The 26,740-nt window shown below is 61.4% G+C and carries 24 protein-coding genes and 2 pseudogenes; 7 read left to right on the plus strand and 19 right to left on the minus strand.

Annotated features, from left to right (window positions below; genetic code table 11):
• Window positions 1-373 precede the first annotated feature (373 nt).
• The gene (locus DLM46_RS26820) at window positions 374-961 is read right to left on the minus strand and encodes a hemerythrin domain-containing protein (RefSeq protein WP_115105510.1); all 588 of its coding nucleotides are present in this window, start codon (window positions 959-961) and stop codon (window positions 374-376) included.
• 743 nt (window positions 962-1,704) lie between these two features.
• Entirely contained in the window at window positions 1,705-1,917 is a 213-nt protein-coding gene (locus DLM46_RS39150; RefSeq protein ID WP_133300383.1) for a hypothetical protein, read from the minus strand.
• 50 nt (window positions 1,918-1,967) lie between these two features.
• Here DLM46_RS39150 and DLM46_RS26825 point away from each other — a divergent pair, with 50 nt between their 5' ends.
• Window positions 1,968-3,893 (plus strand): YncE family protein, encoded by a 1,926-nt coding sequence (locus tag DLM46_RS26825; RefSeq protein ID WP_165848064.1) that lies wholly within the window; start codon window positions 1,968-1,970, stop codon window positions 3,891-3,893.
• A 332-nt stretch (window positions 3,894-4,225) separates the two neighbouring features.
• Here the strand turns inward: DLM46_RS26825 and DLM46_RS26830 are convergent, their stop codons facing one another.
• The 6 genes and pseudogenes from DLM46_RS26830 to DLM46_RS26855 all read right to left on the minus strand — a co-directional run bounded on the left by DLM46_RS26830 (window position 4,226) and on the right by DLM46_RS26855 (window position 8,492).
• Window positions 4,226-5,026, minus strand: coding sequence for a transporter substrate-binding domain-containing protein (locus DLM46_RS26830; protein ID WP_115105512.1), 801 nt, complete (start codon window positions 5,024-5,026; stop codon window positions 4,226-4,228).
• Between the two features lie 313 nt (window positions 5,027-5,339).
• Window positions 5,340-5,960 (minus strand): IS3 family transposase, encoded by a 621-nt coding sequence (locus DLM46_RS26835; protein WP_115105457.1) that lies wholly within the window; start codon window positions 5,958-5,960, stop codon window positions 5,340-5,342.
• Complete coding sequence (locus tag DLM46_RS26840) at window positions 5,957-6,208, minus strand: transposase (protein WP_115105458.1); 252 nt, start codon at window positions 6,206-6,208, stop codon at window positions 5,957-5,959. The genes DLM46_RS26835 and DLM46_RS26840 overlap by 4 nt, the downstream gene beginning before the upstream one ends.
• 53 nt (window positions 6,209-6,261) lie before the next feature.
• Window positions 6,262-6,663 (minus strand): annotated as a pseudogene (locus tag DLM46_RS26845) (3-methyl-2-oxobutanoate hydroxymethyltransferase); the annotation flags it as partial.
• Window positions 6,664-6,981: 318 nt separating this feature from the next.
• The gene (locus DLM46_RS26850; RefSeq protein ID WP_115105460.1) at window positions 6,982-7,425 is read right to left on the minus strand and encodes a PaaI family thioesterase; all 444 of its coding nucleotides are present in this window, start codon (window positions 7,423-7,425) and stop codon (window positions 6,982-6,984) included.
• 125 nt (window positions 7,426-7,550) lie between these two features.
• Window positions 7,551-8,492, minus strand: coding sequence for a LysR substrate-binding domain-containing protein (locus DLM46_RS26855; protein WP_115105461.1), 942 nt, complete (start codon window positions 8,490-8,492; stop codon window positions 7,551-7,553).
• A gap of 80 nt (window positions 8,493-8,572) precedes the next feature.
• Between DLM46_RS26855 and DLM46_RS26860 the strand changes: the two genes are divergently transcribed.
• The 5 genes and pseudogenes from DLM46_RS26860 to DLM46_RS26880 all read left to right on the plus strand — a co-directional run bounded on the left by DLM46_RS26860 (window position 8,573) and on the right by DLM46_RS26880 (window position 14,497).
• A complete protein-coding gene (locus DLM46_RS26860) occupies window positions 8,573-8,971 on the plus strand; it encodes a nuclear transport factor 2 family protein (protein ID WP_115105462.1) in 399 nt (132 codons plus the stop codon).
• A gap of 65 nt (window positions 8,972-9,036) precedes the next feature.
• A pseudogene (locus DLM46_RS26865) lies at window positions 9,037-9,272 on the plus strand (transposase zinc-binding domain-containing protein); the annotation flags it as partial.
• Between the two features lie 756 nt (window positions 9,273-10,028).
• Complete coding sequence (locus DLM46_RS26870; protein WP_115105463.1) at window positions 10,029-11,255, plus strand: beta-propeller fold lactonase family protein; 1,227 nt, start codon at window positions 10,029-10,031, stop codon at window positions 11,253-11,255.
• 161 nt (window positions 11,256-11,416) lie between these two features.
• Window positions 11,417-13,423 (plus strand): acetate--CoA ligase, encoded by a 2,007-nt coding sequence (gene acs, locus DLM46_RS26875; protein WP_425274018.1) that lies wholly within the window; start codon window positions 11,417-11,419, stop codon window positions 13,421-13,423.
• Between the two features lie 159 nt (window positions 13,424-13,582).
• Window positions 13,583-14,497 carry a LysR family transcriptional regulator gene (locus DLM46_RS26880; protein WP_115105464.1) on the plus strand — a complete coding sequence of 305 codons (915 nt, stop codon included), beginning with the start codon at window positions 13,583-13,585 and terminating at the stop codon, window positions 14,495-14,497.
• Window positions 14,498-14,518: 21 nt separating this feature from the next.
• Here the strand turns inward: DLM46_RS26880 and mdcH are convergent, their stop codons facing one another.
• From mdcH to DLM46_RS26925, 9 genes are all read right to left on the minus strand, one after another.
• Window positions 14,519-15,448, minus strand: coding sequence for a malonate decarboxylase subunit epsilon (gene mdcH, locus DLM46_RS26885; RefSeq protein WP_115105514.1), 930 nt, complete (start codon window positions 15,446-15,448; stop codon window positions 14,519-14,521).
• Between the two features lie 122 nt (window positions 15,449-15,570).
• On the minus strand, window positions 15,571-16,338 hold the full coding sequence (gene madM, locus DLM46_RS26890; RefSeq protein ID WP_115105465.1) for a malonate transporter subunit MadM: 768 nt from the start codon (window positions 16,336-16,338) through the stop codon (window positions 15,571-15,573).
• 14 nt (window positions 16,339-16,352) lie between these two features.
• Entirely contained in the window at window positions 16,353-16,748 is a 396-nt protein-coding gene (gene madL / locus DLM46_RS26895; protein ID WP_115105466.1) for a malonate transporter subunit MadL, read from the minus strand.
• A 92-nt stretch (window positions 16,749-16,840) separates the two neighbouring features.
• Entirely contained in the window at window positions 16,841-17,656 is an 816-nt protein-coding gene (mdcE, locus tag DLM46_RS26900; RefSeq protein WP_115105467.1) for a biotin-independent malonate decarboxylase subunit gamma, read from the minus strand.
• Window positions 17,653-18,504 carry a biotin-independent malonate decarboxylase subunit beta gene (locus DLM46_RS26905; RefSeq protein WP_115105515.1) on the minus strand — a complete coding sequence of 284 codons (852 nt, stop codon included), beginning with the start codon at window positions 18,502-18,504 and terminating at the stop codon, window positions 17,653-17,655. Before DLM46_RS26905 ends, mdcE begins: the two co-directional genes overlap by 4 nt.
• Before the next feature lie 5 nt (window positions 18,505-18,509).
• Window positions 18,510-18,818, minus strand: a complete 309-nt coding sequence (locus DLM46_RS26910) for a malonate decarboxylase subunit delta (protein WP_097393242.1) — start codon at window positions 18,816-18,818, stop codon at window positions 18,510-18,512.
• 8 nt (window positions 18,819-18,826) lie between these two features.
• Window positions 18,827-19,729, minus strand: coding sequence for a triphosphoribosyl-dephospho-CoA synthase (locus tag DLM46_RS26915; RefSeq protein ID WP_115105468.1), 903 nt, complete (start codon window positions 19,727-19,729; stop codon window positions 18,827-18,829).
• Entirely contained in the window at window positions 19,729-21,384 is a 1,656-nt protein-coding gene (gene mdcA / locus DLM46_RS26920; RefSeq protein ID WP_115105469.1) for a malonate decarboxylase subunit alpha, read from the minus strand. Before mdcA ends, DLM46_RS26915 begins: the two co-directional genes overlap by 1 nt.
• Window positions 21,385-21,685: 301 nt before the next feature.
• Window positions 21,686-22,447 (minus strand): sensor histidine kinase, encoded by a 762-nt coding sequence (locus tag DLM46_RS26925; protein WP_341868604.1) that lies wholly within the window; start codon window positions 22,445-22,447, stop codon window positions 21,686-21,688.
• 617 nt (window positions 22,448-23,064) lie between these two features.
• Here DLM46_RS26925 and DLM46_RS26935 point away from each other — a divergent pair.
• The gene (locus DLM46_RS26935) at window positions 23,065-24,183 is read left to right on the plus strand and encodes a porin (RefSeq protein WP_115105472.1); all 1,119 of its coding nucleotides are present in this window, start codon (window positions 23,065-23,067) and stop codon (window positions 24,181-24,183) included.
• 91 nt (window positions 24,184-24,274) lie between these two features.
• Here DLM46_RS26935 and DLM46_RS26940 read toward each other — a convergent pair whose 3' ends face one another.
• Both DLM46_RS26940 and DLM46_RS26945 read right to left on the minus strand, forming a co-directional pair.
• Window positions 24,275-24,961: a GntR family transcriptional regulator gene (locus DLM46_RS26940; RefSeq protein WP_244306375.1), complete on the minus strand. Its 687-nt coding sequence runs from the start codon at window positions 24,959-24,961 to the stop codon at window positions 24,275-24,277.
• A gap of 162 nt (window positions 24,962-25,123) precedes the next feature.
• Entirely contained in the window at window positions 25,124-26,737 is a 1,614-nt protein-coding gene (locus DLM46_RS26945) for a bifunctional 3-(3-hydroxy-phenyl)propionate/3-hydroxycinnamic acid hydroxylase (protein ID WP_115105474.1), read from the minus strand.
• Window positions 26,738-26,740 lie beyond the last annotated feature (3 nt).

Raw genomic sequence — 26,740 nt, forward strand, 5'->3', positions numbered from 1 at the left:
TTTCACACATACGAAACAGCGCGGGTACAGTTCCCCATCAAACTGGAGGGTAACGAGGGGCGGGGCGACGGCGCCAGTCATGCGCTAAAGGTTCACATTCTGTCCGGACAGATGCAGGCAGAAGATGTGCCCGCCAGTTCTGAGCGGGTCAAATCGGTCGACTACTGCCGACTGTGTGGGGCGGCAGCCGGCGAGCTCCGGTCGTTCACCCAACCCCGCTTGCGGACATTCGAGCGTCGGTTACGCCCTGACAGCGGACCTGGTACTCTCTTCAAAGTAAGTCGACGGCCTGCGTCAGAGCGTTATTCCACGGACGAATGGGCCCGATGCTGTTGCATCGTTGACGCGCGTGAACAGCACCCTGTAGCCAGCGTCAATCAATGAGTGTCGGTGGTTGGCCCAAGTCCTTTGACACCTGCGCGTCTAGCGCGATCTGCCTGCGAAGCGCCTCGAAGCGCTCCAGTACATTGTCTCCGAAAAGCGGATCGGGGCTAGCCGGGACGGCCGCGTCGACCGCAGCCCAGTCCTGTTCCGTCAGCACCTGCGCGGCGCGAGGCATCACGTCTCGCTCCTCAGTGGAAAGGTGGTGACGATAATAGACAAGATACGTCGCCGTGGCCGCCTCCAGAGCCGTACGAGGGATGACAACATCTCCCGCGGCTTCATTGATGCGAATCAGGAGTTCATCGCCGGCCGTAGCGATCACGCGATGCTCCTGCAGAAGGCGGTTCACCACAATTTGAGTCCCGGGATCCCGTTCAGTAAGCCGCGCGTACGCAACATCCTCCCGCGGATGATGAACACGGTCGGAAAAATTCCGCATGTAGTAAAGGATATCGCCCATGAGTGCGTAATTCGGGCTCTCGCCCCGGTGGAGCTCCGCTACCTGTTCTTCCAGAATGTCGAGTAGCCGGGCGAAATTAATGTGCTCGGTGTGCCATACGGCAAGTGGGTCGGCCATGGCATGCTCCATTGAAATGGATCAAGTACACGATAGACCGTCTGGACCAAAGCGCAAATGCATTCCTTGCGGCGCGGCAGACAGCGCCCAGCGCGATCCGTGCAATTCAAATACTACTGGTTGCAACCCGAGAAGAACTGACACAGGTCAATCCACTAGCGATAGCTGATTTTATGTGTCAACTTTCGCTTTGTTCGTCACTCCCTGTCGAATAAAGCATAACGCGGACAAATTTAAATAAGAAACTGAACGGTAAGTTGTGGCTAAATTTCGGTGCTCGCACGGGTATTTAAACCAGAAGTCGATCGAATTTTACCGAAGTTAACCAAAAGGCGAATTTATTTTCAACGCGCTCTAAGTGTTTGATTATGTGGGGAGCGATGTGCGAGAGATTGGTGGGATAAAACGAAACCTGAACGTCTAGTCGAGAGAATCCCTCTCGAAATGTCGCGTGAGGTAGGGTTAAGCAGAATTTGGAACGAGAGGCCGGCGCCTGTTGAACGGACGATCGGTTAGGCGTCTAATGTTCGGCCTTAGCCGACCCTCAGGCACCGGCATCATGAGGCGGCTACAGTTCGCTTTCCTGCCGTTCGCTCGCGGATGGCTGCGAATGTCGGGTCTCACTGTCCGCGAATGCGTGCTCCCGACCCACTTCGGCCCTTCAGCCCAGCCGATCTCAACGGCGGCTTCCAAAGGTGGAACGGTCGGTCGTTGATCCGCATGACCAAGTGCGGCAGAGCCAGCTAGTGTGACAGCGTCATAAAAATGTCAACGTGCGCTATCGCACACTTCTGCTCGGTTTCGTCTTCGGGTTTCGCGCCCACAGCACTATTTTTCAGAATCACGTCGATCGACTGAAAAAACCGGCGCGGAACGCGCCGGCCTGTACGGCCCGCCGATTTCATTGCGCCGGACCGCATCCCTTCACTTGCCAGCCGCCTCAGTGAAAAAGCCATCCAGTCTCCTGATGGCAGCCGTTGCACGTGTTGCAAATTGGGGGTAAGCCATGAAACGAATCTATGCGGCATGCCTTGCGGCAGTGCTGAGCGGTACGATTGCGCCAGAATGTCAGGGGCAGTACACGACTGACTGGATAGCGAATACGTTTGGAACTAACGCCACTCACGTAGGTAACGCCGCGCGTTCGATGTGGGTCGCGCCAGAAGGCACCATCTTCACCGCTTCCATGTGGGACGAGAACGAGGGCGGCATTGCGATCTACAAGAATGGTTTGAACGCCGGCAGCATTGGCGCGCACGGCGAACCGCAAGGCAGTGCCATCACCGGCAACGCCACCAAGCTCTGGGCACCGCGCCAGTGGGGACGCGTGAACGGGGTCTACTCGAGCGGCCTGGTGATCCGGTACGACCGGGTGACGGGGGCGTTTGACCAGGTCATCCAGGTCTCGTGCGACACCACCGAGCGGCGCGCCGATGTGATCACCGGTATCGCCACCTTCTCCCACTTCTGGGTGGCGAGCGACAACCCGTGCGCGCGCATGCGACTATACGACACCAATGGCACCTGGCTGCGTGACATCGCCGTGACTGACCCCGGCGCACTAGCGTTCGACCGCAATGGCAACATCCTCGTCGCCCAGGAGGCAGAGGGCACCGTCCTTCAGGTCAGCCAGACCGGCACGATCCTGCATACGCTCACCCTGCCCATTGGCGAAGCCCCGCATGCCCTCTACTTCGACCCAACCACGCAGTATCTGTGGATCGGCGACGCAGGACCGGACCAGAACGCGAAGATCTACGACACGCGCACTTGGGCACTGAACAGCACGTTCGGGGTGAAGGGTGGCTATCTGGATACCACGACTGGCACGAAAGGGCAGGTGGAGAGCCTGCGCTTCGCGCGCATCGACGGCATCGGCGAAGACTCGGCCGGCAACCTCTACATCCTCTCCCAGCCGTGGGGAGGCTCATGGGACCATGGCCGCACAGGAGGCACAGACCTCTACGCATACAGCCCGACCGGCAAGCTCCTCTACAACCTGCGCGCACTGAATTTCGAGGCGATAGCTGCCCCCGATCCGGCGACTGACGCAACCGTGTTCTATTCCGGCGTGAACATCTATTCAGGTACAGGTAGTGCGGACTGGAAGTTTGTCGCCAACACCGTTGACCCGTTCACGTATCCGTCCGACCCCCGCCTCGACGTGACTTACCGGGGTCGCGGCCTGCACTTCGGCATGATTGCGAGCGCAGGAATGAACAGGGTGCTGGTCGCCACTGACCAGAACCCCGACGGCTTCTACTTCTTCCACTTTGACCCCGCCCAGGGCTACACTGCCGTCCCGGACGGGGTATTGCCGGGCACGCTATTCAATGCCGCTGCGCGGGTTCGCAACGGCTTCTGCCTCGACAGCAGGGGCGACGTGTGGGCCGGGCTCGACAAGACGAACCAGATCTGGCACTGGCCGCTGACCGGGTTCGATGCGAACGGCCAGCCGTCATGGGGAGCGCCGGTGACCGTGACGGTTCCGGCATCGATCGGTGGCCTGAGCCGGATCATCTACCTGCCCGAAAGCGACACGATGATCCTCGGGCAGCGGATCACGGGCAGCACGGACTGGACCGGCATCGGAACCCGCGTAGAGGTCTACCACGGGTGGCTCGCCGGCAACACAACCAACCCGAACCCGATTATCACGCTCACCAGCGCCAATCCGAAGTCCCTCACTGCTGCTGGCAACTACCTGTTCGTTGGCTACGTCCACACCGTGCCCAACATCGATGCCTTCAACCTGACGACGGGCAGCTTGGACAACACGTTCATCAACAGCAACCCCAGCAACGTGTACGTCGGCAATGACGTGGATTCGATGTACGGTCTTAGATCGTACCTTCGATCGACCGGGGAGTACGTGGTCACGAAGGACAACTACAACGGCGCCAGCATCGTTGTTTATCGTTGGACTCCCTGATCACCCGTGCCCGTCGCGCCTACTCCCCCGGCATCAGACCAGCAATCTGGCAAACCGCAGCGCGCAGACAACGGCGCGCTGCCAATGGATCGTTGACCGATGAACGGTGAAACTCGCAGTGGAATCGCGTCCGTCAAATGTCAGGTTGCAAGCGGACCGTCGCGACAATTGTTCGAGCGGCAGAAACTGGCCGGTTCCCGCCGAAAGCGAGTGGCTCAACCCGACCCGAAGTCGTGCGCGGAACCGGAGTGTGAAGGCGCGCCGTCATCCGGAGAGCGCGACACGCGCCCTTGGTCGGCGGACGTCGCAATGTGAGACACGGCCGGTGCACTTCATTTGAGTGGCGCGACAATCACGCCGTGCACGCCGGCTCTTTCGATCGCGGCCTTGATCAGCCCCTCGGACTTCGCGTTCTCGATGAACGCGCGCGCGTATGCCACGCCGGGTTCTCGTCCCTTCGGCAGCGCCATCACGTGCGGATCGGTGCCGGCGCGACCGTCGAGCACCCGAGATCCGGGTAGTTGAGCCGACTGCTCGAACAGAATCGGCTTGATGCTGCCCATCACGTCCGCTTTCCCGGATCTCACCGCTTCCAATGCACCAGGGTTGCTCGGTGCGTGGATCAGCGTGGCATTTTTCAGCGTGCGGGAAAAGAAGAGTTCCGGGCCGGATTGCGCCTGCACGGCGACCCGAATCCCCGGGCGATCCACATCCGCAAGTGTCGAGATCGAGGATTCGCCTGGGACGAGGTAGCCGAATTCGGCTTCCACGTGTGGCGCGCTCATATCCCATTGCGTCGCCCGCTCGGCAGTGAATCCGAAATAGGCGACGTCCCAGGCACCTGACTTTCCGCCTTCGAGAAGGGCGCCGATCGACGGGTACAGCACCGGCTCGAACGGTACGCCGATGCGCCGGGCGAACTCGCGCCCGAGGTCATATCCGACCCCCTTCATCTCACCCGACGCGGCGTCCTTGACCACGTTCAACGGATTGCCGAGCTGGAGCCCGACGCGGAGCTTGCCCGATGGCGCCAACGCCTGTTTCGCTTCCGGTGTCGGAGCGGAATCGATACCCGCGCAACCGGCGAGAACGAGTCCGAGTATCACTGCGATCAGCCAACGAGTCGTGTGCATGACATCCTCCGTCGAAGCTGCGGTTGCGCCCGACGTCGCCATCGAGCGAGCGGTATCGCTGTTCGCACGAGTGGTTGGGCGGGGCTGCGGCGCGCTACTTTCAGGCCGCGTTGATTTCCGTGCATGATGCGCTGGAATGATGGTGAATGCACGGATGGGGGTGTGGCTGCTTCAGCCGCGGCTCAACGGTGCTTCCTGCCCGATCTCAGCCAGGTAGTTCAGTCCGCTTCGCCTACTTCCGGCCAGTCTGGGGTAGTGGCGACAGCATGCACACAAGGGAAGCGCATGCAACACGGGAAGCCCCTTGGCGTGGTCAGGGATGACCAACCGGACGCCCGCGAGGGACAGGCCGGGCGCTATATTGGCACCCCTGATCGGAATGATGGATCACGCCTTCAGGGCGCCGCTGCAGCAACGCCATATCCAGTGCACGCAGCATCAGTTCCGCGTACAAGTGACTGGACATCGCCCAGCCGACGATGCGCCGGCTGAACACGTCAAGCACCACCGCCAGATACAGGAACCCTTCACCGGTCGGCACGTAGGTGGCGTCCGCCACCCACAGTACGTTGCGCGCTTCGGCACTGAAGTGCCGGCGCACCAGATCGGGCGCGCGCCGCGCTCCCGCGCGTTGACGCGTGGTGACCTTCCAGTGCCGCCGGCTTGCGCCACACAGACCCGCCATACGCATCAGGCGCGCCACGCGCTTGCGTCCCACATGCACACCCTCACGCGCGAGCTGCACATGAATGCGCGGCGCCCCGTAGGTGCCACGCGAACTCGCATGCAAGGTACGGATGCGTGCGAGCAGGTGCGCGTCACTGCATGCCTGCTTCGACGGCTTACGCACCAGCCACGCGTAGTAGCCGCCGGTGGAGACCTGCAGCAGCCGCGCCATCGTGGCAATGGGCCAGCGGGCCCGGTTCGCCTTCATGAATCCGTACCCTTCGGCGGTACGGCCCCGGTCTCGCGGCGCAGCCTCGTGAGTTCCTGCCGCTCGGCCGTGGTCAGCCCGTCCTGACGCACTCCCGCGTCACGATCAGCTTGCGCCACCCAATTGATGATCGTCTGCGCGGTGGGCTCGAACTCGCGCGAAAGCTCCTCAGGCGTGCGCCCCGCCTTCACCAGCTCCACCATTTGCGCGCGGAATTCCGCCGGGTACGGCGTGCGATGCTTTCTCATCACGGCACCTCCTTCTCAAAAGGATAGGTGTCCGTTTCGGCGGGTCAACTTCAATCGGCCAGCCAGGCGCCTCCTTCGAGTTTGACCATATGCGCACCTGCCTGCATGAGTTTCACTGCATTGTCGAATGCAGACTGCGGAGTTGCATAGGTACCGAATGGCATGTCAGCGGCCACCAATGCAGATCGGTTCCCTCGGGTGACGGACGCTGTGTGATAAGCAATATCCGCAAGCGTGACCGGCAATGTCGTGCTGTGCCCCTGCAACACATTGCCGAGTGAATCTCCCACTAGCAGCACATCAACACCGCTGCGGTCCATCAGCGATGCGAAGCTGGCGTCGTAACAGGTCAGCATCGCAATCTTTTCGCCCGCACTTTTCATGTTCAATAGTGAAGGCGCAGTGACCGCTTTTCTGCGCACGGTGCTCTCGCCTTCTTGAAGATATCCCGACATATTCACCACTCGATGTTAAAAAAGTTCACACTTTTCGCGTGTTGGCCGAGCTTCCAAAGAGCAGGTCGGGCTCATGCCACGTTCGACTGGGTTCAAGTTGCCATCGCCTGACGCTCGAGCGCGGAGGGACATGATAAAAGACTATGTCGCGCTCCCCGGATACGAAGCAACACTTTGTGTTCGCTCCTGAGACGTCGACTGAGTGCTTCGGGCCGGTATTGCACCTATCCCAACGGGCCGAGTGCGGCTCCATACCGGAGCTCATCGGAACCACCGAACTCGTCTCGCCAGGCTGCGCCGGCTGCCGTCAACCTGGTCCTACTTCTCCACCTTGTCGTGCATCACCATAATCGTTTGTTGCATCAGTGCACAAAGCGCTTGATGGCCGTCCTTGACGGCGAATACCTCTGCCTGAGTGACGATTAGTGTACGACCGGGACGGACAACCTGGCCGCGGGCGATCAGGGTTTCGCCGTCGGCCGGAGCGACCAGATTCATCTTGTACTCGACGGTCAATACAGAGGCACTGGCCGGCACCGTGGTCATCGCAGCGTAGCCGCCTGCCGAATCGGCGATCATGCCCACCACACCGCCATGTACAAAGCCGTGTTGCTGCTCGACGCCGCTCCAAACAGGTAGGTGAATTTCAGTGCGGCCGTGCTCGATCACGGGCAAATTTGCCTGGATCAGCGCCATAGCATTCTGGCGCGTGAAGCTGGCGCGGACGCGCTCGGCGAAGAGGGGGTCGGGAGTATGTGCCATAAAGAGCGATTGTATTGGTAAATTCCCCGCCATGGCGCGACGCGAGGGGCTGCGTCGCCGATGACGCGACCGACAGCTCTGCGGACGCATGTGGCGATTGCTTTTGTTTGGCGCACTCGCGTAAGTCACTCTTCTTGCGCCAGCCGCACGAGGATGTCCGCAAGGGCACGAATCTTCGGCTGAGCCGCGCGTTGAGATGGATATGCCAGAAAGTACGACGCACTGTTTTGCACCACGTCGCGAAACGGCGTCACCAGGGAACCTGCAGCGAGTCGTTCTTTTGCCATGCGTGGATCGCCGATTGCAATCCCATGGCCTTCTGCCGCGGCAGTGAGCGTCAATTCAAGCGTATCGAATACAAGTCCACGCCGGGCATTGATGTGCGTCGCCCCGACACCATCAAGCCAACCACGCCATTCCGCATAACCAGGTCCAGGATGAAGCAGCGTGGCGTCCGCTAGATCGGCGACCGATTTCAGAGACGCAGCCAATGCGGGTGTGCACATTGGCGCGAGCGTCTCGGCAAACAGCGGTACCGCTTCTACGCCCACCCACTGTCCGGTGCCACGCACAACAATGGCGTCGACATCCGGCGCGCTGAAATCCGGCATGTCGTCAGCAGATGTCGAGATGCGCAGTTCAGTGCCGCCCAGCGCATTGTTGATATCTGCCAGCCGTGGAAGCAACCAGCGAATCGCAAACGTGGACGGTAACCGCACCGTGATCACCGACGTCGCGCCATGCTGAATTGCAGCATGCTGAACGAGCTGCGTCAACACGTGGACTGCCACCTTAAGCAGCTTGTCCCCCTCTGCGGTCAATGCCAGCCCCGACGCGTGGCGCACGAACAGCGCACATTGATAGTGCGCTTCCAGTTGCTGGATCTGCCGACTGACCGCTCCCTGCGTGCGGCACAGATGATCCGCGGCCTTACTCACGCTGCCGAGAGACGCCGCAGCGACGAACGCCTGAAACCCGGCTAGCGACGGCAGCGGGCGGGTCAGATCCGCCAGCGGGTATGTTCCGGTTGCATACCCGCCTTGCGAATATTTCGATTGTTCGGTCATTAGCGCGTCGCTATCGTGTTTCAACTAGGGGCGTGCTCGTTTGACCGGGCCGCATCTTTAACGAATTATCGGAGGTTACTGTGGTGTCGTCGCCGGAATTACTCTATACGCAGCAGGTTCGCACCTACCTCAAAGAGCTGGAGCGCGGCGACGTCGCCGCGATCTGCGCACTGTTTGCGCCGGATGCACAGATTTTCTCGCCGTTTCTCGGCTGGATGCAAGCGGCGCCGTTCTTTGCCAAGGTCAGCGAAGCGTCCGGAGAGAGCACGATTACGCCTATCGATATCTGCGTCAGCACAACGGGCGCCAGGCGTGCGACGGGTTACTTCATCTACGATTGGGTGCTGAAAGACGGTTCCGCCGTGCGCTTCGAGTGCGTCGATGTGTTCGAGTTCGACGCCAACGGGCTGGTCGAGCGCATGATAATTGTGTACGACACTTATCCGATCCGCAGCACCGTCGGCGATAAGTACGCGTAGTGTGGACCGCACATGCTCGCGCTGCATGTGCCTGAAACACATGCACAGAGGTGATTGAACCGTGACGCAGTGCCGCGCTGGGTGGACATGTGTTGCGCTGTTCCGGTTGTGCACAGGTCGAGGTCGCCTACAACTCGTGCCGCAACCGCCATTGCCCCCAGGTGCCAGGCGAGCGCCGCACGCCGCCGATCCGGGGCGTGTGGGCGCACAGACCGGTGCCACGCTCGTGCTGCATACTTGGGGCTCGGCACTGACGCATCATCCACACTTGCATGGCATTGTCCCCGGCGGGGGTCTGTCGCACTATACCCACCGCGTCGCCATCTCCAACCAGCGGCTCCTCGCGCTCGTGCACGACGCGGCTAACATACGTTGGGGTGAATCCTGAGTCCACCCCGATTCAAGCAGCGATCGAACGCGGGATAACCCCTAAGGCGCACGCCGATGACCGTCGTGCCCGTCCTGTCACGGCTTCTTCCTTCACCTTAACAAGATCGTTAGCTCGGAGATAACGAATTCCCGCCGGGCGTAATTGAACCGATGCCGCTCGCACCATAGACTCGATTCAAGTTTCCAGCGAGAGTGGTATGTCCAATCAAAGTCCGTCCGATTCCGGCTCGGCCACCCGCCTTGCGGAAAAACATCGCCGACCGCCGCCCGTCGGTTCGATCACGGATGACGTGGTATTGCCGATCGACTGAGTCGTGGGCGTCGTTCGAAACCTGATTTCGCCGGGCGATATGGGAGTTCGCCAGATCACAAAACGCCAGCGAATTCTTGCTACGTCAGCCTCCCCGGCCTTCTCTAACGCCGCCTCGTCAGTGTCTGCTTCGGGTCACCCGTAGCGGACATATGGAAGTTGAAATTTGTCGCCGAAAAGCGGACACGTGTCGACAGCTTCGGCCATTGTCGCGAACGCCGACCCAGGAAAGCGACAGTAGTGAGCACATGGATACGTTGCATATCCCGTATCCGTAGGCAAGGTTCCGCGCTTGCTCCGGACGCGCACCGCGCGTGCGGCCATCCAGTGAGTAACGAGAATATATAGGAGACTAAGATGCACAGGTCAGCTTGGGTGAAGGCTTCGGTCGTATGCGCGGTGTTTGCGCTGGCCGGTTGTGGCGGCAACGATAAGGTGGGAACGGGACCACACTTTGTCGCCGACATTGCGGTGCCGAACGTGAAAGCAGGGGTCAATTTTTCGTTCGATATCGGCATCACGAACGGCAACCGCTACTATTTCACCGATCGCAATAACGCGGCTCTGGACGTGATAGACATTCCGACCAAGACCTTTGTCAAGGCGATCCAGGGCAGCGGGAATCTCGCATTCGCAGGTCTTGGGTCGGCGAATTCGACGTCCGGGCCCGATGGCGCAACGCCGGTCGGCAGCCTCATCTATACCGGTGACGTCAACTCCGTGAAAATCGTCGACCCTGCTGCGGGCGCCGTGCTCACCAACATCCCTGTCAGCGCCACCGGCGTGCGGGCGGACGAAGGTTGCCTCGATTCGACGCACGGCGTCTTCATGATCTCCAGTCCCGAAGAGCCGACGCCATTCGCGACTTTCATCAGCACCACTACGCAAAGTGTGATCGCGAAAGTCACCTTCACGGACGCGGCCGGTCAACCCACCGCGGGGCTGGAGGCGTGCGTGTACGACGCGGCGAGCGACAGCTTCTATGTCAACGTCGATGGAAGCACTGCAAATCCGCATGGCGAACTGGTCAAGCTGCCCGGCGCAGCGATTCGCGCGATGCCGTCTGGGACGACGCAGAATTACACGGCCCTTTCGGGTGTAGCGATGTACCCGGAAGGCAATTGCGATCCGACCGGTCTCGCGCTGGGGCCGGGCACCGACATCGCCGTTGGGTGCCGCGAGGCGACTACAGGCTCACCACTGTTGATGCAAATCTTCAACCGGGCAAGCGGCGCGCTCGTCGCTTCGCTTAACGCGGGCGGCGGCGATCAACTCGAATACGACGCCGCGACGAACCGATACTACAACGCGACAAGCCGGTGGACTGCATCGGGCAACGCTTCGACGAACGGAACGTGCACCGCGGCCTCGCCGTGCACACCGATGCTCACGATCGTCGACGCTGGCTCGCGCAGCGTTGCGGCGCGGCTTAACACCGGCAACAATGCGCATTCGGTCGCGATTGATCCCGCAACTGGGCTCGTCTTTGTTCCCTACTCTTCTGCCACCGCGCCGGCTGGTTGTCCGGGCTGCGCATCGAACGGGTTTGTCAACGGAGGGGTATCTGTGTTTGCCGCCCGATAGCAGCACGGCAAGCGGGCGATCGATATAGCCGGGGCTGGCGCGCTATCAAGCGTCCAGATCCCGGGCCACCTGAGGTTGCCCGCAACGCAATGTGCGTCGGCGGCTCAAGCCAGGCTGCAGCGGCGGGAGGTCGGGGCCCTTTTTGTCGAGGAAACACCCACATGAAGCCATTCGAAGGAGAGAACTTGCCCGACATCGAATCAATGACGCGAGAGAGCCGCGTTTTCAACGTACCCGATGCGTTTTCAAAGGGGGCGGCAATCCCAGCTATGGAACATTACGACGCGCTCTGCGCCGAAGCCGAACGGGATTATGAAGGATTCTGGGCCCGCCTCGCCCGGACCAATCTGTTGTGGTCGAAGCCGTTCACCGAAGTTCTTGATGAAAGCAACGCGCCGCTATATCGATGGTTTGGCGATGGCCAGCTCAATGCGTCATACAACTGTCTGGATCGCAACCTCCACGACGGGAACGGCGACAAGTTGGCCATCCTGTTCGAGGCCGATGACGGGACCCTGACGAGCGTCACGTACCGAGAGTTGCATGCCAGAGTCTGCCGCTTCGCGAACGCGCTCAAGCACCTTGGCGTCGCCAGGGGCGATCGTGTCGTCATCTATCTGCCGATGTCGATCGAAGGTGTGGTGGCGATGCAGGCTTGCGCGCGTATCGGAGCGACGCATTCGGTGGTATTCGGTGGCTTTTCCGCGAAGGCGTTGCAGGAGCGCGTCTCGGATCTCGGTGCAGTAGCGCTTGTCACCGCAGATGAACAGATGCGAGCGGGGAAAGCGCTTCCGCTTAAAGCGATTGCGGATGAGGCGATCGAACTGGGAGGTTGCGAATCCGTGCGTCACATGGTCGTTTACCGGCGAACGGGCGGCAGGATCAGGTGGACAGAAAATCGTGACCGCTGGATGCACGAAATTTCGGCAGACCAGTCCGATATCTGCGACGCCGAACCGGTAGACGCCGAACACCCTCTCTTTGTGCTGTACACCTCCGGATCCACAGGGCGGCCCAAGGGTGTGCAGCACAGCACGGCCGGCTACCTTCTGTGGGCTATGCTCACGATGAAATGGACCTTCGACATCAAGGCCGACGACGTGTTCTGGTGTACCGCCGATATCGGCTGGATCACAGGGCATACCTATATCGCGTACGGGCCGCTCGCAGCGGGCGCGACGCAAGTGATGTTCGAAGGCGTGCCAACTTACCCGGACGCGGGTCGCTTCTGGGAAATGATCGCGCGCCACAAGGTAAGTGTTTTCTATACCGCGCCCACAGCTATCCGGTCACTGATCAAGGCGGCGGAAGCGGATGCCGAAGTCCATCCGGCGGGCTATAACCTCTCGAGCTTGAGACTACTGGGCACCGTCGGCGAACCGATCAGCCCTGATACGTGGATGTGGTACTACCATCACGTCGGTGGGGACCGCTGCCCGATAGTCGATACATTCTGGCAGACCGAAACGGGGGGGCACGTGATTGCGCCTTTGCCGGGCGCCACCCCGCTCGTTCCAGGTTCGTGCACGCTTCCGTTGCCGGGCATCATGGCGTCGGTTGTCGATGAAACCGGGCAGGTGTTGCCCAACGGCAGCGGCGGCCTCCTCGCAATCAAGCGCCCATGGCCATCCATGATCCGTACGATCTGGGGTGATACCGAACGGTTCAGGCAGAGTTATTTCCCGGTGGAACTCGGAGGGGACGTCTATCTCGCCGGGGATGGGGCGATCCGCGACAAGGACAGCGGGTATTTCACCATCACGGGACGCATCGACGACGTGCTCAACGTTTCCGGCCACCGGATGGGTACGATGGAAATCGAATCCGCACTGGTCGCTCACCCCATGGTCGCCGAGGCGGCCGTGGTGGGGCGCTCTGACGAAGTGACCGGGGAAGCCATCTGCGCCTTCGTGGTACTCAAGCATGAGTGCCCGTCCGGCGCAGAAGCACAGCAGCTCGCCGCGGAATTGCGTAAGTGGGTTGGCACGGAGATCGGCCCGATTGCCAAACCGAAGGACATCCGGTTCGGCGACAACTTGCCGAAGACGCGCTCGGGAAAGATCATGAGACGATTACTGCGTTCCCTGGCGAAAGGCGAAACGATCACGCAGGATGTATCGACCCTCGAGAATCCGTCCATTCTGAACCAACTGGGCGAGGCATTCTAACGGGCGGGTTGGAGAGGACGATGTGATTCTCGCCTCGAAGATCTGTCATTGTTTTTATTGGCGGACACGAGGTCCCACTGAAGCATGCGGGATTAACGCTATATGTCAGAAGCGGAGGCGAGCCGATAATCGTCGAATCAGATCATTTAACAGTTCAAGATGCGCGACCGAATCGACGACGAAATCACGTTTCGCAAGCTGGAAGTGCTGCTCGCATTCATGGACACCGGCAATCTGTCGAAGGCAGCGGAGGCTCTGAATGTGAGCACGGTCAGCGTGCATCGTGCGCTGCATTCACTGGAACAGGGCGTGCGGTGTGCGCTGTTCCGGCACGAGGGCCGCAACCTGAAGTCGACGGAAGCCGCGCAGATGCTTGCCGATGTAGCACAGGAGGTGATCACGCTGATGTCGGATGGCATTCGCGCGACGCGTGAGGCCGCGGGTTACTCGTCGGATCGTCTGAAGATTGGCTCTCTGTATTCGCTGACTATCAAGACCGTGCCTGGCATCGTCATCGATATCAAGGTGCGGCGGCCGACGCTTCAGGTCGAGCTCGTGCTTGGGCCGAATGCCGAACTGCTGGAGAAGTTGAAGCTGGGCGTCATTGATGCCGCCCTGATGGCGGTGCCCGACGCCGAGCCTGAAGTTGAATCCATTCCGTTGTTCGAAGACGACATCTTTTTCGCAGCGCCAGCCGGATCGCCCTACGCTAATCAGCAGGCCGTCGATTTGAGGGAATGTCGCGACGAGACATTCGTTTCGCTAGGCGAGGGCTTCGCGACGTATCATGGCTTTCTGGAGGCGTTTCGCGTCGCGGACTTTACGCCAAACGTCACCATGAGAGTCGGCGATATATTTTCGCTGATGAACCTTGTGAGCGGCGGGGTAGGTTATACGCTGTTGCCAGGGCGTGTACGCGGGGTATTCGGCGACAAGGTGCAATTCATTCCGCTGCAGCCGCGCTACCTGATGCGCCAGACCATTGGCGTGAGCTTCCTGCGTGCACGCGAACGGGACCCGAACCTGCTCGCGCTCATGGCCGTCTGCCGGCTTCGCACGAGAAGCGCCGACTGACCACCACGCTTCAGGGTGCAATTACTGGCGCGCCTGTTCCCGTTCAATGAGCATGCCAAGGTCCGGAAGTGAGGTCGCGCTGGATACCGCGATCCCCTCCGTGAAAATCGCGCTGCTCAGCCGTGTCAGCGTGCTGGATGGCGGCATCTCGATCGCGAGGCGCGCGCCTCGTTCCCACGCGAGCCTCACTGTATCGTCCCAGCGCACCTGCCGCGCCATGTTGCCGGCAAGATCGGCCGCGATGCGCGGACCGTCGAAAAGCGGGCGTGCAATGCTGCTGCTCAGATACACAAGGTGAGGCGCGCGCACGGAGACCTGGCCGAAGGCATCGGCGAGTGCAGTCGCGGACGCGTCGAGCAAGGCGCAATGCGAAGGGACCGCCACGTCGAGACGCTCATGGCGTTGCGCCCCGTGCTCACCCGCAAGTGTTGCAAGGCGTTGCATGGCGGCGTCGCTGCCCGCGACCACCATCTGCGTCCGGGCGTTGATGTTTGCCAGAAAGACCGGCATGGCCGGGCTGTTCACTTCCGCGATCAATCGTTCGAGCGCGCGCTGCGTCATGCCGACGATCGCGGTCATGCCGTAGCCGTGCGGGAAAGCTTGTTCCATCAACTGGCCGCGCAACGCGACGAGTCTGACCGCATCGGCGTACGGCAGAGCGCCCGCGATCACTGCGGCTGGATAGGCGCCGATCGAAAGGCCCGTGACCATGTCGGGCTTATGGCCGAAGGCGCTGATGACGCGCGCCTGGGCGACGCCCGCGATCAGCAGGCAAAGTTGGACCGCTACGGTGGAGCGCAGCGAGTTCGTGTCGTCAAGCGACAGGGCGTCGTAGCCCAGCGCGTCGCTGGCTTCTTCCAGTGCGCGAGCAACCTCGGCGTGATCCGGCAACGCGTGCAGCATGCCACTGCGCTGCGCGCCCTGGCCAGGGAACGTGAGTAGCACGCTCACGATGCGCCGGCGGCCCACGGGCCCGCTGCCTGCAGGGAGTCGTGCGGCTGGAGCAGGCCGTCGACGGTTTCGGGGATAGACAAGCGATTCTCCTTCACGCCGCACATGCGAGGCTCCGCGTTTCAGGTACCCATCAGCGCTTTCGTCGCGAAGAACAGTACCGACGGTCCGAGCAGGCAGCCGACGCCCGTGTGAAACGTTGCGATCAGCGCGCCGTAGGGGACGAGGCGCCGGTCGGTCGCGGCGAGCCCTGCGCTCACGCCGCTGACGGTGCCCGCCAGTCCGCCAAAAATCATCGCGGAGCGCGGCGTCTTCAGTCCCATGAAGCCTGCTGCGAGCGGCGTGCCGATCATCACGATAATTGCCTTGATCAGCCCTGCGGCGATGCTGAGCGCCATCACATCGGAACTGGCGCCGATCGCGGCTCCCGTCACCGGTCCCACGATGTAGGTGACCGCTCCCGCACCGATGGTGGTCATACTGACCGCGTCGGTGTAGCCGAACGCATGCGCGATGCTCGCGCCTACGATGAACGGCAACACCGTTCCGAGCAGCAGAGATACTACGCCGATGAGCCCGGCCTTGCGCGCCTCGGTGGCCTGCACCTCGAACGCTGTCGCGACGATGGCGAAGTCCCGCAGCATCGCACCGCCCATCAGGCCGACGCCGGTGAAGAGCGGCAGGTCGGCGAGACCTTTTTGTCCGCCGGTGAAGGCGCCGCCCAACCAGGCCAGCACGAGGCCGATCACAATGGCGATTGCCGAGCCGTGCACGCGCCCGAACGTCAGCTTGCGCGAAATCAGCGACGACACCCACATGATGAGGCCGACCAGCGCAAACGAGGTAACAAGGCCGTTCTGGATCAATACTTTATCGAGCATATGCAACATGACGGACTCCTGCTTCAGATTTCTTCAAGTTGCGGAGCGTTCACGAACGACGTGCTGTCGTGACCGGTGCGGGAAAGAACGGCGATGCAGCATGCGCAGACGGCCGCGGCTCCCAATGCTGAAAGGAGCGCGACTGGACCGCCCTTGAGCGCGGCAACGACGTTCTGGTTGGCGGCCATGGCGACCACCACGGGGATATACATCGCGCCCCAGAAGCCCACACCCGCTTCGGTTTCCTTCGGCAGCAGCCCCTTCTTGTGCAGATAGAGACGCAGGAAAATCAGCAGCAACATGGCGATACCCACGCCGCCGACATTCGTCTTCACGCCGATCGCGACCCCGAGCAGGTCGCCGAGAAAGAGTCCCGCCAGATGGCAGAACGCAAGCAGTGCAGTTCCATAGATGATCATGTTGCGTCTCCTGTAGTAGCTTTATCGGCTCGAAGTCGGCCGGATTTTTCTCTGCGCCCTGGGGGCGCATCAAAACGGGTATTGCTGCATGTTCAGCGCCATTGTTCGCGCAGCTTCTGACGCACCTTCACCGAGGCCGCGCGGTGTACGCTGCCGAGCCGACAGCCCAGGCCGCGCGACGGGTCGGCGCGGATGTCGTCGAGTGCGGCTTGCAGAGTCTGTTCTACGATGGATTGATCGGCGAGCGTCGGTGCATCGGCGTTGCTCACGCTGAGCAGTTTCCACAGCAATCCGAGCGACGCGTAGCTGTCGATGTCATAGGCCATCGGCGGCACGCGGGCCGTGAATGCTTCGAGATCGGCAACCGAGCGCAGCGTGACCCGCGCGGCGGATTCCTTGCCCATCGCGTGAACCATGACCTGCGAATCCGCAAGCGCTACCAGGCGGTTCGCCTGATAGCCATGCGCGAGAAATGCGCCCGACATCGCACGCCCCACGATCAGACCGATCACCGGATGGCCGGCGAGGCGCGCGCTCGCGTAGGCATCGGCGGCGCCGGCCAGGGCCTGATGGATGCCATAGGCTTCCTCGCGTCGGCCATACGCCTGGCTCGCGACGTCAATGACCGCGACAATGGCGCGCTTTTCGTCCTGTTTCGCATCGGCATCGACAACTTCACGCACCGCCCGGGCGACCTCCCATGCTTCGACGAGACCAATTTCGCCGCTGCGTGCGCGCGGGAAGGGATTATCGGGGTCCGGCACCACGGCAATGAAGCGCGCCGGATGGTCGCCCAGCCGTGCGTCGGCGACACGCACCGAGGGCCGGTAGTCCGGCTGCAACGGCGTGCTGAAAGTAAGCGCATCCAGCCAGACGGCGCCGCGCTTCGAAAACTCGCCCGTGTTCATGACTGGAACCCCTTGCCGTAGATGGCGACCACATTTTCCGGGCTGCTCTGCTCGCTCGGATCGATTTCGGAAAGCCGTTGCAGAAAACCCGCGACACGTTCGCTGCGGCACGCTTCGGGACGCCCCGCGCGGAAGCGTTCGATTACAGCGGTCCGGACCGCGTCGGCGTCGTCGCCGACGTACACATCGACCAGGCCCGTGCGATACCGTTGTTCGCCACCCGTGAAGCTCCAGATCATCGGACGGTCGCGTGAGTCGAATTCCGTGATCCCCGCTTCCTGCTCGATGACGGCCGGTCCGTTAAGACCGAGGCGTGCTTCGCGGGTCGCAATCAGATAGCTGCACAGGCCGGCTGCGATCGACATGCCGCCATAGCAGCCGATCGGGCCCGCCGTGATCCCGATTACCGGCTGATAGCGCCGCAAATCGACGATGGCCGCGTGGATCTCCGCGATCGCCGCGAGCCCGAGGTTCGCCTCCTGCAACCGGACGCCGCCGGTTTCGAAGAGAATGACGGCGCGCGTCGGGATGCCGTTGCGGTTATCTTCGGCAGCGAGTTCGAGGCTGCCGGCGATCTTCGCCGCCGATACTTCGCCCATGCTGCCGCCCTGGAAGCCGCCATCGATGCCAAGCACGACGGCGGGCAGTCCGTCGATGGATCCTCTGGCGACTACGGTGCCGTCGTCGGCCTGGGTCACGATGCCCTGGCGCGCAAGCCATGGCGAGCTCACGCGCTCGAACGAATCAAGCAATTCGCTGAAGGTACCTTCGTCGAGCAGCTTCTTAGCGCGGTTGCGCGCATTGAGTTCAATGAAGCTTTCGCGCGCGAGCAGTTCCTGTGCGTCCATGTTCTTCACGCTCCACCGGTTTGAGTCAGTGCTTCGAACACCTGCCCGACACGCATGCGCACGACGCCCGGCGTCGCGCCGAAATCGTTGATTTCGAGCTTTGCGGCAGGCAACGAGCCGTCACTAAAGATGCGCTCGAGCACGGCTTCCCATACGCTGCTCATGCCATCCACCGAAGTGGTGATGTTCACGACTGTGCGGTTCCCGTCGTTCGTTTCAAGCAGTACTTCGAGATCCCCGGACGCGACGACGCCTGCAAGTGCGCGGCCTCGGGCGGGGGAGCCCGCCGGGAAATCAAGGACGATGGTTTCCATTTGCTTTCCTATGCCTTCGTCGTGTGGGGGGCTTCGTTTTGAAGCCTGTCGAGAAAGAGTGCGGCGGCGAGCAGATCGGCCGCACCGCCAGGTGACACGTGAAGTTCGACGAGCCGCCGGTCCAGTGCCTTGAGGTGACGCCGGCCCGCAAGCATGGCGGCTCCGCCGTGCTCCAGTACGCGTCGTGCTCCGCCTTGTGTCTCGGCGAGGGCGCTGCGGCCACCTCGTGCGAGCACACAGGTGTCGTCGAGACTCGCCATAACGGCGAGCAGCGCGTTCAGCCGGGCTGCCGTTTCACTGTCGCCTCGAAGGCGCGAACTCGCGAGTTCCGGCAGGGCCACTTCGACCACGTGCGGAAAGCCTGCCTGCGCCTGACCACGTGCGCCGCCGACGTCATAGTCGCGACATGCCTGCTCGCCCTTGTGGCCGGTCAGCTTGGGCGCGTGGAGGTCCGGTAGACGCGCGATCGATCCTGCGCGCGAGGCAACGCCATGGGGCGTGAGATCCGTCGGCTCGCGCGCTGCCGCGGTCACGAGCAGCCCGAGCGCCCAGATCGCGCCGCGATGGGTGTTGACGCCACCCGTCGCGTGCAGCATCCGGATTTCGCCGATGCGTCCGATCGCGCCAATGCGCTCGCGAAGCGCCAGCATCGGCCGGGTTTCGACGGCCGCGTGCGCCAGTTCAACAAAGGTCGGCTCCAACGCATGGGCCGACGCGCACATCAGGTTCCAGTCGAGGTCGTCGTGCGCGCCGCGGCTGCGAATATCGACGAGACCGGGCTTCGGCGCGAGCGTAACTTCCTCGATGAGTGCCGCGACCACGTGCCCACCCAGACGTTCGGCGAGCCGGTCCCACCCGGCGGTTTGCAACTGCGGGACCGTTGCCGGAGCCGTTGCAAGGCTGTCGCGCATCACCAGCTCCTGAAGCGTGCGGGTGGGGCGTACAGCCCACCGGACCAGTCGACCAGATCCGCCATGCTCTTTGCGGCCAGCAGCGAGCGATTGGCTTCGTTGCGGTGAATGCCAAGGTCCTCGGGCAGCGCGACAAAGCCATCGCGCCGCAGCGCTGCAAGACTGTCTGCGTTGCTCGTCAGGCCGACCGGCGTGACACCGGCGACGGCGGCAATCATCTCCTTGCGGTGTTCGATGGAGCGAGCCTTATAGAGGTAGGCGATGCCTTCTTCCGTCAGCACATGGGTGACGTCGTCGCCATAGATCATGACCGGCGCGAGTGGCATGCCGGCCTCGCGGCCTACTTCGACTGCGTCGATTGATTCGACGATGGTCGGCTGCCCGCCCGCCTGGAATGTCTCGACCATCTGGACGACCAGCTTGCGGCCACGTTCGAGCGGGCTGTCGGTTTGCAGCAGATCGAGCCAGGCGGGGGACGCGTGGCGGCGGCCGTGCGGATCGTGTCCCATGTTCGGTGCGCCGCCGAAGCCGGTCAGCCGACCGTGCGTCACCGTCGAAGAGTTGCCGAGACCATCCATCTGCAGCGTTGAGCCGATGAACATGTCGACTGCGTATTGCCCCGCGAGCTGGCACAGCGCGCGATTGGAACGCATCGACCCGTCCCGGCCCGTGAAGAAGATGTCCGGGCGTTCCGCGACATAAGCTTCCATGCCCAGTTCGCCGCCGAAGCAGTGTACGCTCTCGACCCAGCCGGTTTCGATTGCCGGAATCAAGGTCGGGTGTGGGTTCAAGGTCCAGTGTTTGCAGATCTTGCCCTTGAGGCCGAGCTTTTCGCCGTAGGTCGGAAGGATCAGTTCGATTGCCGCTGTGTTGAAACCGATCCCGTGATTGAGTGACTGCACCTGATGCCGCTCGTAGATGCCGCGAATCGCCATCATTGCCATCAGCACATGAATCGGCGTGATGAGACGCGGATCGCGCGTGAAAAGTGGCTCGATGAAAAACGGCTTGTCGGATTGGACGACGTAGTCTATCCACGAACCGGGGATATCCACACGCGGCAGGTCCTTCGGATCGTCGACGATTTCATTGACCTGCGCGATCACGATGCCATCACGAAACGCGGCGGCTTCGACGAGCGCGGGCGTATCTTCGGTGCTCGGGCCGGTGTAGAGATTGCCTTGTCGGTCGGCCTTGTAGCCGGCCACGAGTACGACGTTGGGCGTCAGATCAACATAGAGCCGCGCGTACAGTTCGATGTAGGTATGGATCGCGCCGATTTCGAGAATGCCGTCCTGAAGGAACTGCGAGATGCGCAGGCTTTGCGTGCCGGCATAGGCGAAGTCGAGCTTTCTGGCAATGCCGCGCTCGAAGAGATCCAGATGTTCGGCGCGGCTCACGCTCGGGATGATCAGGTGCAGGCCGTTGACGATGCCCGGATCGACCCTGGCGAGCGCGCGCGACAGAAAATCGGCCTGTTTCTGGTTGTTGCCCTCGACGACAACCCGGTCGCCCGGCGCGATCAGGTTTTGAAGGACGTCGACGATGCGCTCGGGGGGCAATACCACGCCATCCGCAATCGATGCGACGCGCGCGAGGCGGCGATGTTTTTCCGCGCGCCGCGTGGCCCAATGGGACGGACTTTGACTGGACATGTGTGCTCTCCCTCTGGACATAAGATGAGTCTATGGAGCGAGGGGTATCGGTTCAATCACGTTCGGGGCAAGTCCGTTATCCCAAGGGTAATGATCTTTCGGGCGGCGCGCTAAAACCGTGAAAGGACCGGGCACGAGGGCTTGACCTCGTCACTTAGGGGTTTTCCCGTTCAACGTGAGGGCGCATCGTTTCAGCGTATTCGGGCTTGGCGTCGAATGCCCGGCACCACGCAGCGTCTCGACGAAGCGTTCGTCACGCTACGCGGCGAACTCCGCAGACAAGATCCTGATCGCTGTTCAGTCAATCTTCAGCCACGTCGATCGAGATCACAGTGCCTGTGTGCTGAGCACTTTCGATGTGCAACTTCGCGTCAATCAACCTGGCACGTTCGACCATCCCTTGCAGGCCATACGAATATCCAGCACCGGCCTCAACCGTATCGAAGCCCCGGCCGTCATCGCTGATCCTCAGTTCAACACCACTATTGATTCTGGATATTGTAATTTTCACCCGCGACGCGCCAGCATGGCGGGCGACGTTGGTCAACGACTCCTGTGCGATACGAAAAATTGCCGTCGCACGCGCGTCCGAAAAGCGCGGTTCTGCACCCTGAATGTGGAGGTGACAGGGAATCCGGGTGTGACGCTTGAAATCATCGACGAGCCATTCGAGCGCTGACGCGAGACCAAAATTCAGCGCGACCGGCCTCAGATGGCTGGCCACGTTGCGCACGATCTGGATGGTCTTGTCAACCAGCGCCCGCATCTCGTCGACCTTGTGCATCGCAGCCGAATCATTGGCAAGCTGCATCTCGAGCAAGGATACGTTCATTTTCAATGCTGTCAGCATTTGACCGAGTTCATCGTGAACTTCCATCGCGATGTGCTTTCTTTCCGCCTCGCGCACCGCCTCCATATGTGCGGACAACTGACGCAACTGTTCGCGCGACTCCAGCAGTTCGAGTTCGGTGTGTTTGCGCTCGTCGGCCTTCAGTTCGAACTGGTTTCGATGGCCTCGCGGCTTGGCCACTACATGCTTGCGGACAGTCACATCGGTCAGCAAGCCACGCGATCGTCGGGCGCGAGGCGGTGATGTTTTGGCTCGCTACGGGTGGCCCAGCGAGATGGAGACGGACTTTGGCTGGACATGTTTGCTCACCCTCAGGACATGAGGCGAGTCTATGGAGCGACGGGTATCGGTTCAATCACGTTCGAGGCGGGTTCGTTATCTCAAGGGTAATGTTCTTTTGATCTGATCGCTAAGACCGTGACTGGACTGTTCAAGAGGGCAGGACCTCGTCACCTAGGGGTTTCCCCTGTTGCACCGCAGGATGTGCCGGCAAGTGAACGTCGCGTGTTGCCGGACGCGCGACACGGTCTGATTCATATCGATGTGCTGCTGTCGCACGGTGACACGCCGTTTTTCCGGCGACTCGAAGCCGCGTTGCAACGGTCTGCGCAGATGCTGGACAAGCGGATCATCTTGCATTCGTGCGATCGTGCCGGAATCGGACGCAAGCGTAAACACTAGGTTCTACACCTCTCCGCAAGCGCTAAACTTTGTGCATATTAATAACTATATGCATAGAAATAACAAAATGTCTAAGTGAGGAATTTGCGCATAAACGAATGAGCGCAAGCGGGCTTACGAAGATGTTTGTCTCTTTGACGGAGGAGAGGATGGTGAAGAAGGTCGTCATGGCCACGATTGTGTGCGCCGCGTCCGGGATTGGATGTGTTCCGGTCGTGCATGCCCAAAGCAGCGTGACACTTTGGGGCCTGCTCGATGCAGGCGTTTCGTACATTAGCAACACCGGCGGTCATTCGGCATGGCGGCTGGACGATGGCATCGCGTTGCCGAACCTGTTGGGTTTTCGCGGTACAGAGGACCTGGGCGGTGACACCCACGCGATTTTCCAGTTGGTCACGCAGTTCACCCTTCAAGGGAGCCTCGTTGCACAGGCAAGCAACGGCAGCGGATCGGGAACGGGGCTGTTCGCCCGGAATGCCTGGGTTGGCCTGGATAACACGCGGTACGGGAAGCTCACCCTCGGCCGTCAGTACGACTTTATGGTCGACACATTGTTCTCTGACGTCGGCGCGGATATGGCGATGTATGGTGGAGGCTTCTATGGCTTTCGGGACGGTCCGTTTGCCAAGCTGGGCATTCCAGATTCCGCGCCTAATGAGGCGTTCGACTTCGATCGCATGAATGGCGATACGCCGCTGAACAACGCGGTCAAGTACACGAGTCCGCTGCTGGGCGGATTACGGTTCGGGGGGATGTATGCGTTCGGCGGCACGGCGGGAGACTTCCGGCAGAACAGCGCGGAGAGTTTCGGGACGAGCTACAGCATCGGGTCTTTCGCCTTCGGCGCGGCGTACACCGACGTTCGTTATGCTTCGCTGCTCGGAGACAGCATTCGCAATTTCGGGCTGGGGGCGAAATATCACGGGGACAAGTTGCTGCTGACCGCGCTATTCACCAACACGCGTAATACTCGAAACGGTGCTGTCGTGAATGCCGCCGAAGCAGGGGCCCTTTATCAGTTCACGCCGGCGTTCTCGACGAGCCTTGCGTACACGTATATGTGGGGTAATGAGGTGGTTGATCGCAACCACGCGCACCAGTTCGGAGCCGTGGCGAAATACAACTTGTCAAAGCGGACCGCGGTGTATGTGCAAACGGAGTATCAACTGACCAACGCCGGGGCGAATGCCGCGATCAATGGGACGTTCGGTCCTTCGACCGGCCGCTCGCAATTCATCGGGCGGGTCGGCATGCAGACGGTGTTCTGATCAACGGATATCGGGGAGACGATGCGTTGTCTCTCCGGTATCCTGTCTTGCGAGCCTCAGTGTTTCCTGGGGCGCCGCGATCGCCGCCATTTCACTCGACAGATGCCAACTGGCGATCCAGCGCGGCAGCCACCCGAGTCAGCGTACCTTCGACATGCTTGCGCAAAAGCCGTCCGGCCTTTTCCTTCTCGCGCCCGATCGCCGCTTTCATCAGCGCTTCGTGTTCGTTGCTTTTGTGACGCTCTTCTTTCCGATGTAATGCGGAAAATCGACGGTAGCGCTCCGCGCGGTCGAACAACGATGCCACCATGTTCGACAGCAGTACGCTTGGCGTCGCGGACAGCAAGGCCATGTGGTACGCCCGGTGCCGCTCGGACCAGTCGTCGTCCAGCGCCACCGGGCCCGTGCCGAGGCGTTTTTCGGCAAGGCTCAGGCGATGGAAGGCGGTGAGTACCGCGACCTCCCACTCGTCGTCGCCATGCTCAATCGAATCCATCAGCGCCTCGTGTTCGAGCAGCACACGCAGACGCGTAATGTCCTTGAAGTCTTCGACACTGATCGGCGCCACCCAGAAGCCACGGTTTTCCGTGGCTTGCACGATGCCGTCCTGCGCGAGCCGGTTCAGCGCTTCGCGAATGGGCGAACTGCTGAGGCCGTAGGCCTTCGACAGACTTTCGACTTTCAGGCGCGTGCCAGGCTCGAGTTCGCAGCGGATGATCGACGTTTTCATCTGTGCGAACGCGACATCGATGAGCGGGACACCGTTGGTAGCAGACATCGAGTCCATGGCGTGGGGAGCTGGTGGATTGTAAATGGAGTAATTTTATGCGCAAAATATCTCTATATGCAAGATTTCAATTCTGGAGTGGTTGTGGCGCGCCAAAATGGAAAAGGCGCGGGGTTCACTATCACCCCGCGCCGCCGTGCTTCACGTCGCTGTTCAGGTGCTTGCGATGGGGTCCTTGCGGTCCTGCAGGCTAGCTGAAGAGAGTGCCGTGACGAGCTCCTGGATCAACGCGGATGCCTCGGCGGGCTTCTGGCATGCCCCGTACACATAGTGATCGGGGCGGGCGATCACGATGCTGCAATCGTGCTGCCGTAGCCAGCTCACCAGCACGCCGCTGACATCGTGGTACGCGTACGACGGTGCGTCCTGTGCAATCGGCCTGGGGCCGACCAGCACGAGTTCGACCGGCAAATGCCGCAGTCGCTCATATTCGCTCACGACCTGCGCCACAGCTGCGGCATCCGCATCTGCGCTAACGACGATCCGGAACGTCAGCCCGGTCACTTCGTCGAGCAAACGTTCGTCGCCGTCGGCCGCTTTGACGCGCGGCTGGGGGAACAACTGACCGCGCGGGCCATGATGGGATGCCGAAAGGAAACCGGTGCCCAGCCCTGGGATGAGCGACTGCCGCACGGTGCCCTGCGGATTGGCCGCCAGTTCCGCCAGCAGGCGCTCGTCCCGCCGGCTCGCAGCGACAGGGTCGCGTTCGCAGATCAGCTTGCCGAGTTCCTTGGTGACGAGCGTAGTTTGCCTGACGTGGGGTGCGCGCTCGGCCTCATAGGTATCGAGCAGCGAGGCGTGCGCCGCACGTTGCTTGACCATCGCCAGTTTCCAGATCAGGTTGGACGCGTCGCGAATACCCTGGCACATGCCTTGAGCCAGGAAAGGAGGTGTCATGTGCGCCGCGTCGCCCAGGAAAAATATCCGGTCCGCCCGCCATGATCGAAGTACCAGCGCATGGAAGCGGTAGGAGGACGCCCGCCAGATCTCGTACTCGTCGTCATCGAGCCAGCGCGAAATGAGCTTGCGGACGAAGTCCGGCTGAGACACCTGCTCCGGCGTTTCGTCCGGGTTGATCATGAACTCCCAGCGACGGCACCGATCTGGCCCGACGACGAAGGTGGACGGACGCTCGACCTCGCAATATTGCACGTTGGTGGTCGGCAGGTTGCCGCCGCATCCGTCGTTGAGGATGACGTCGACGACCAGCCAGGGTTCGTCGAAATCGAGATCCTCCATGTCGAGTCCGAGCCGGGTGCGGATCGCGCTCGTCCCGCCATCGCACGCGAGCACGTAGCTGGATCGATACGTGTGCTGCTCTCCCGACGCATGCGTGAGCGTCACCGACGCGCAGTCCTCGCCGGACACGACCGCGGTCGCTTCCACACCGAGCTCGACAGTCACCGATGGAAAGCGGGCGAGATTCTCGCGCAGCGTACCCTCGATCTGCGGCTGCATGAACACGTAATTGGGCGCCCAGCCGAGCTGGAACGGCGGACGTGCCGCATCGATCCGGCGAATCACGCGTGCGCCGGTGGTGCGATATTCCGAGGGACGATAGGGCATGACGTACGGGGCAATCTTCTCGCCAATGCCGAGATTGCCGAAGATCCGCATGGCCTCCTGGTCGAAACCCATCGCCCGCGGCTTGTCGTAGACGGCATTCGTCTTGTCCAGGACCAGCGTGCGCAAGCCTGCCTGACCGGCCAGATTGGCGGCCACTGCTCCAACCGGCCCCAGGCCGACAATTACCAGATCAAAATCCACAGC

It is taken from the genome of Paraburkholderia lacunae, from assembly GCF_003353175.1.
Taxonomy (GTDB): Bacteria; Pseudomonadota; Gammaproteobacteria; order Burkholderiales; family Burkholderiaceae; genus Paraburkholderia; species Paraburkholderia lacunae.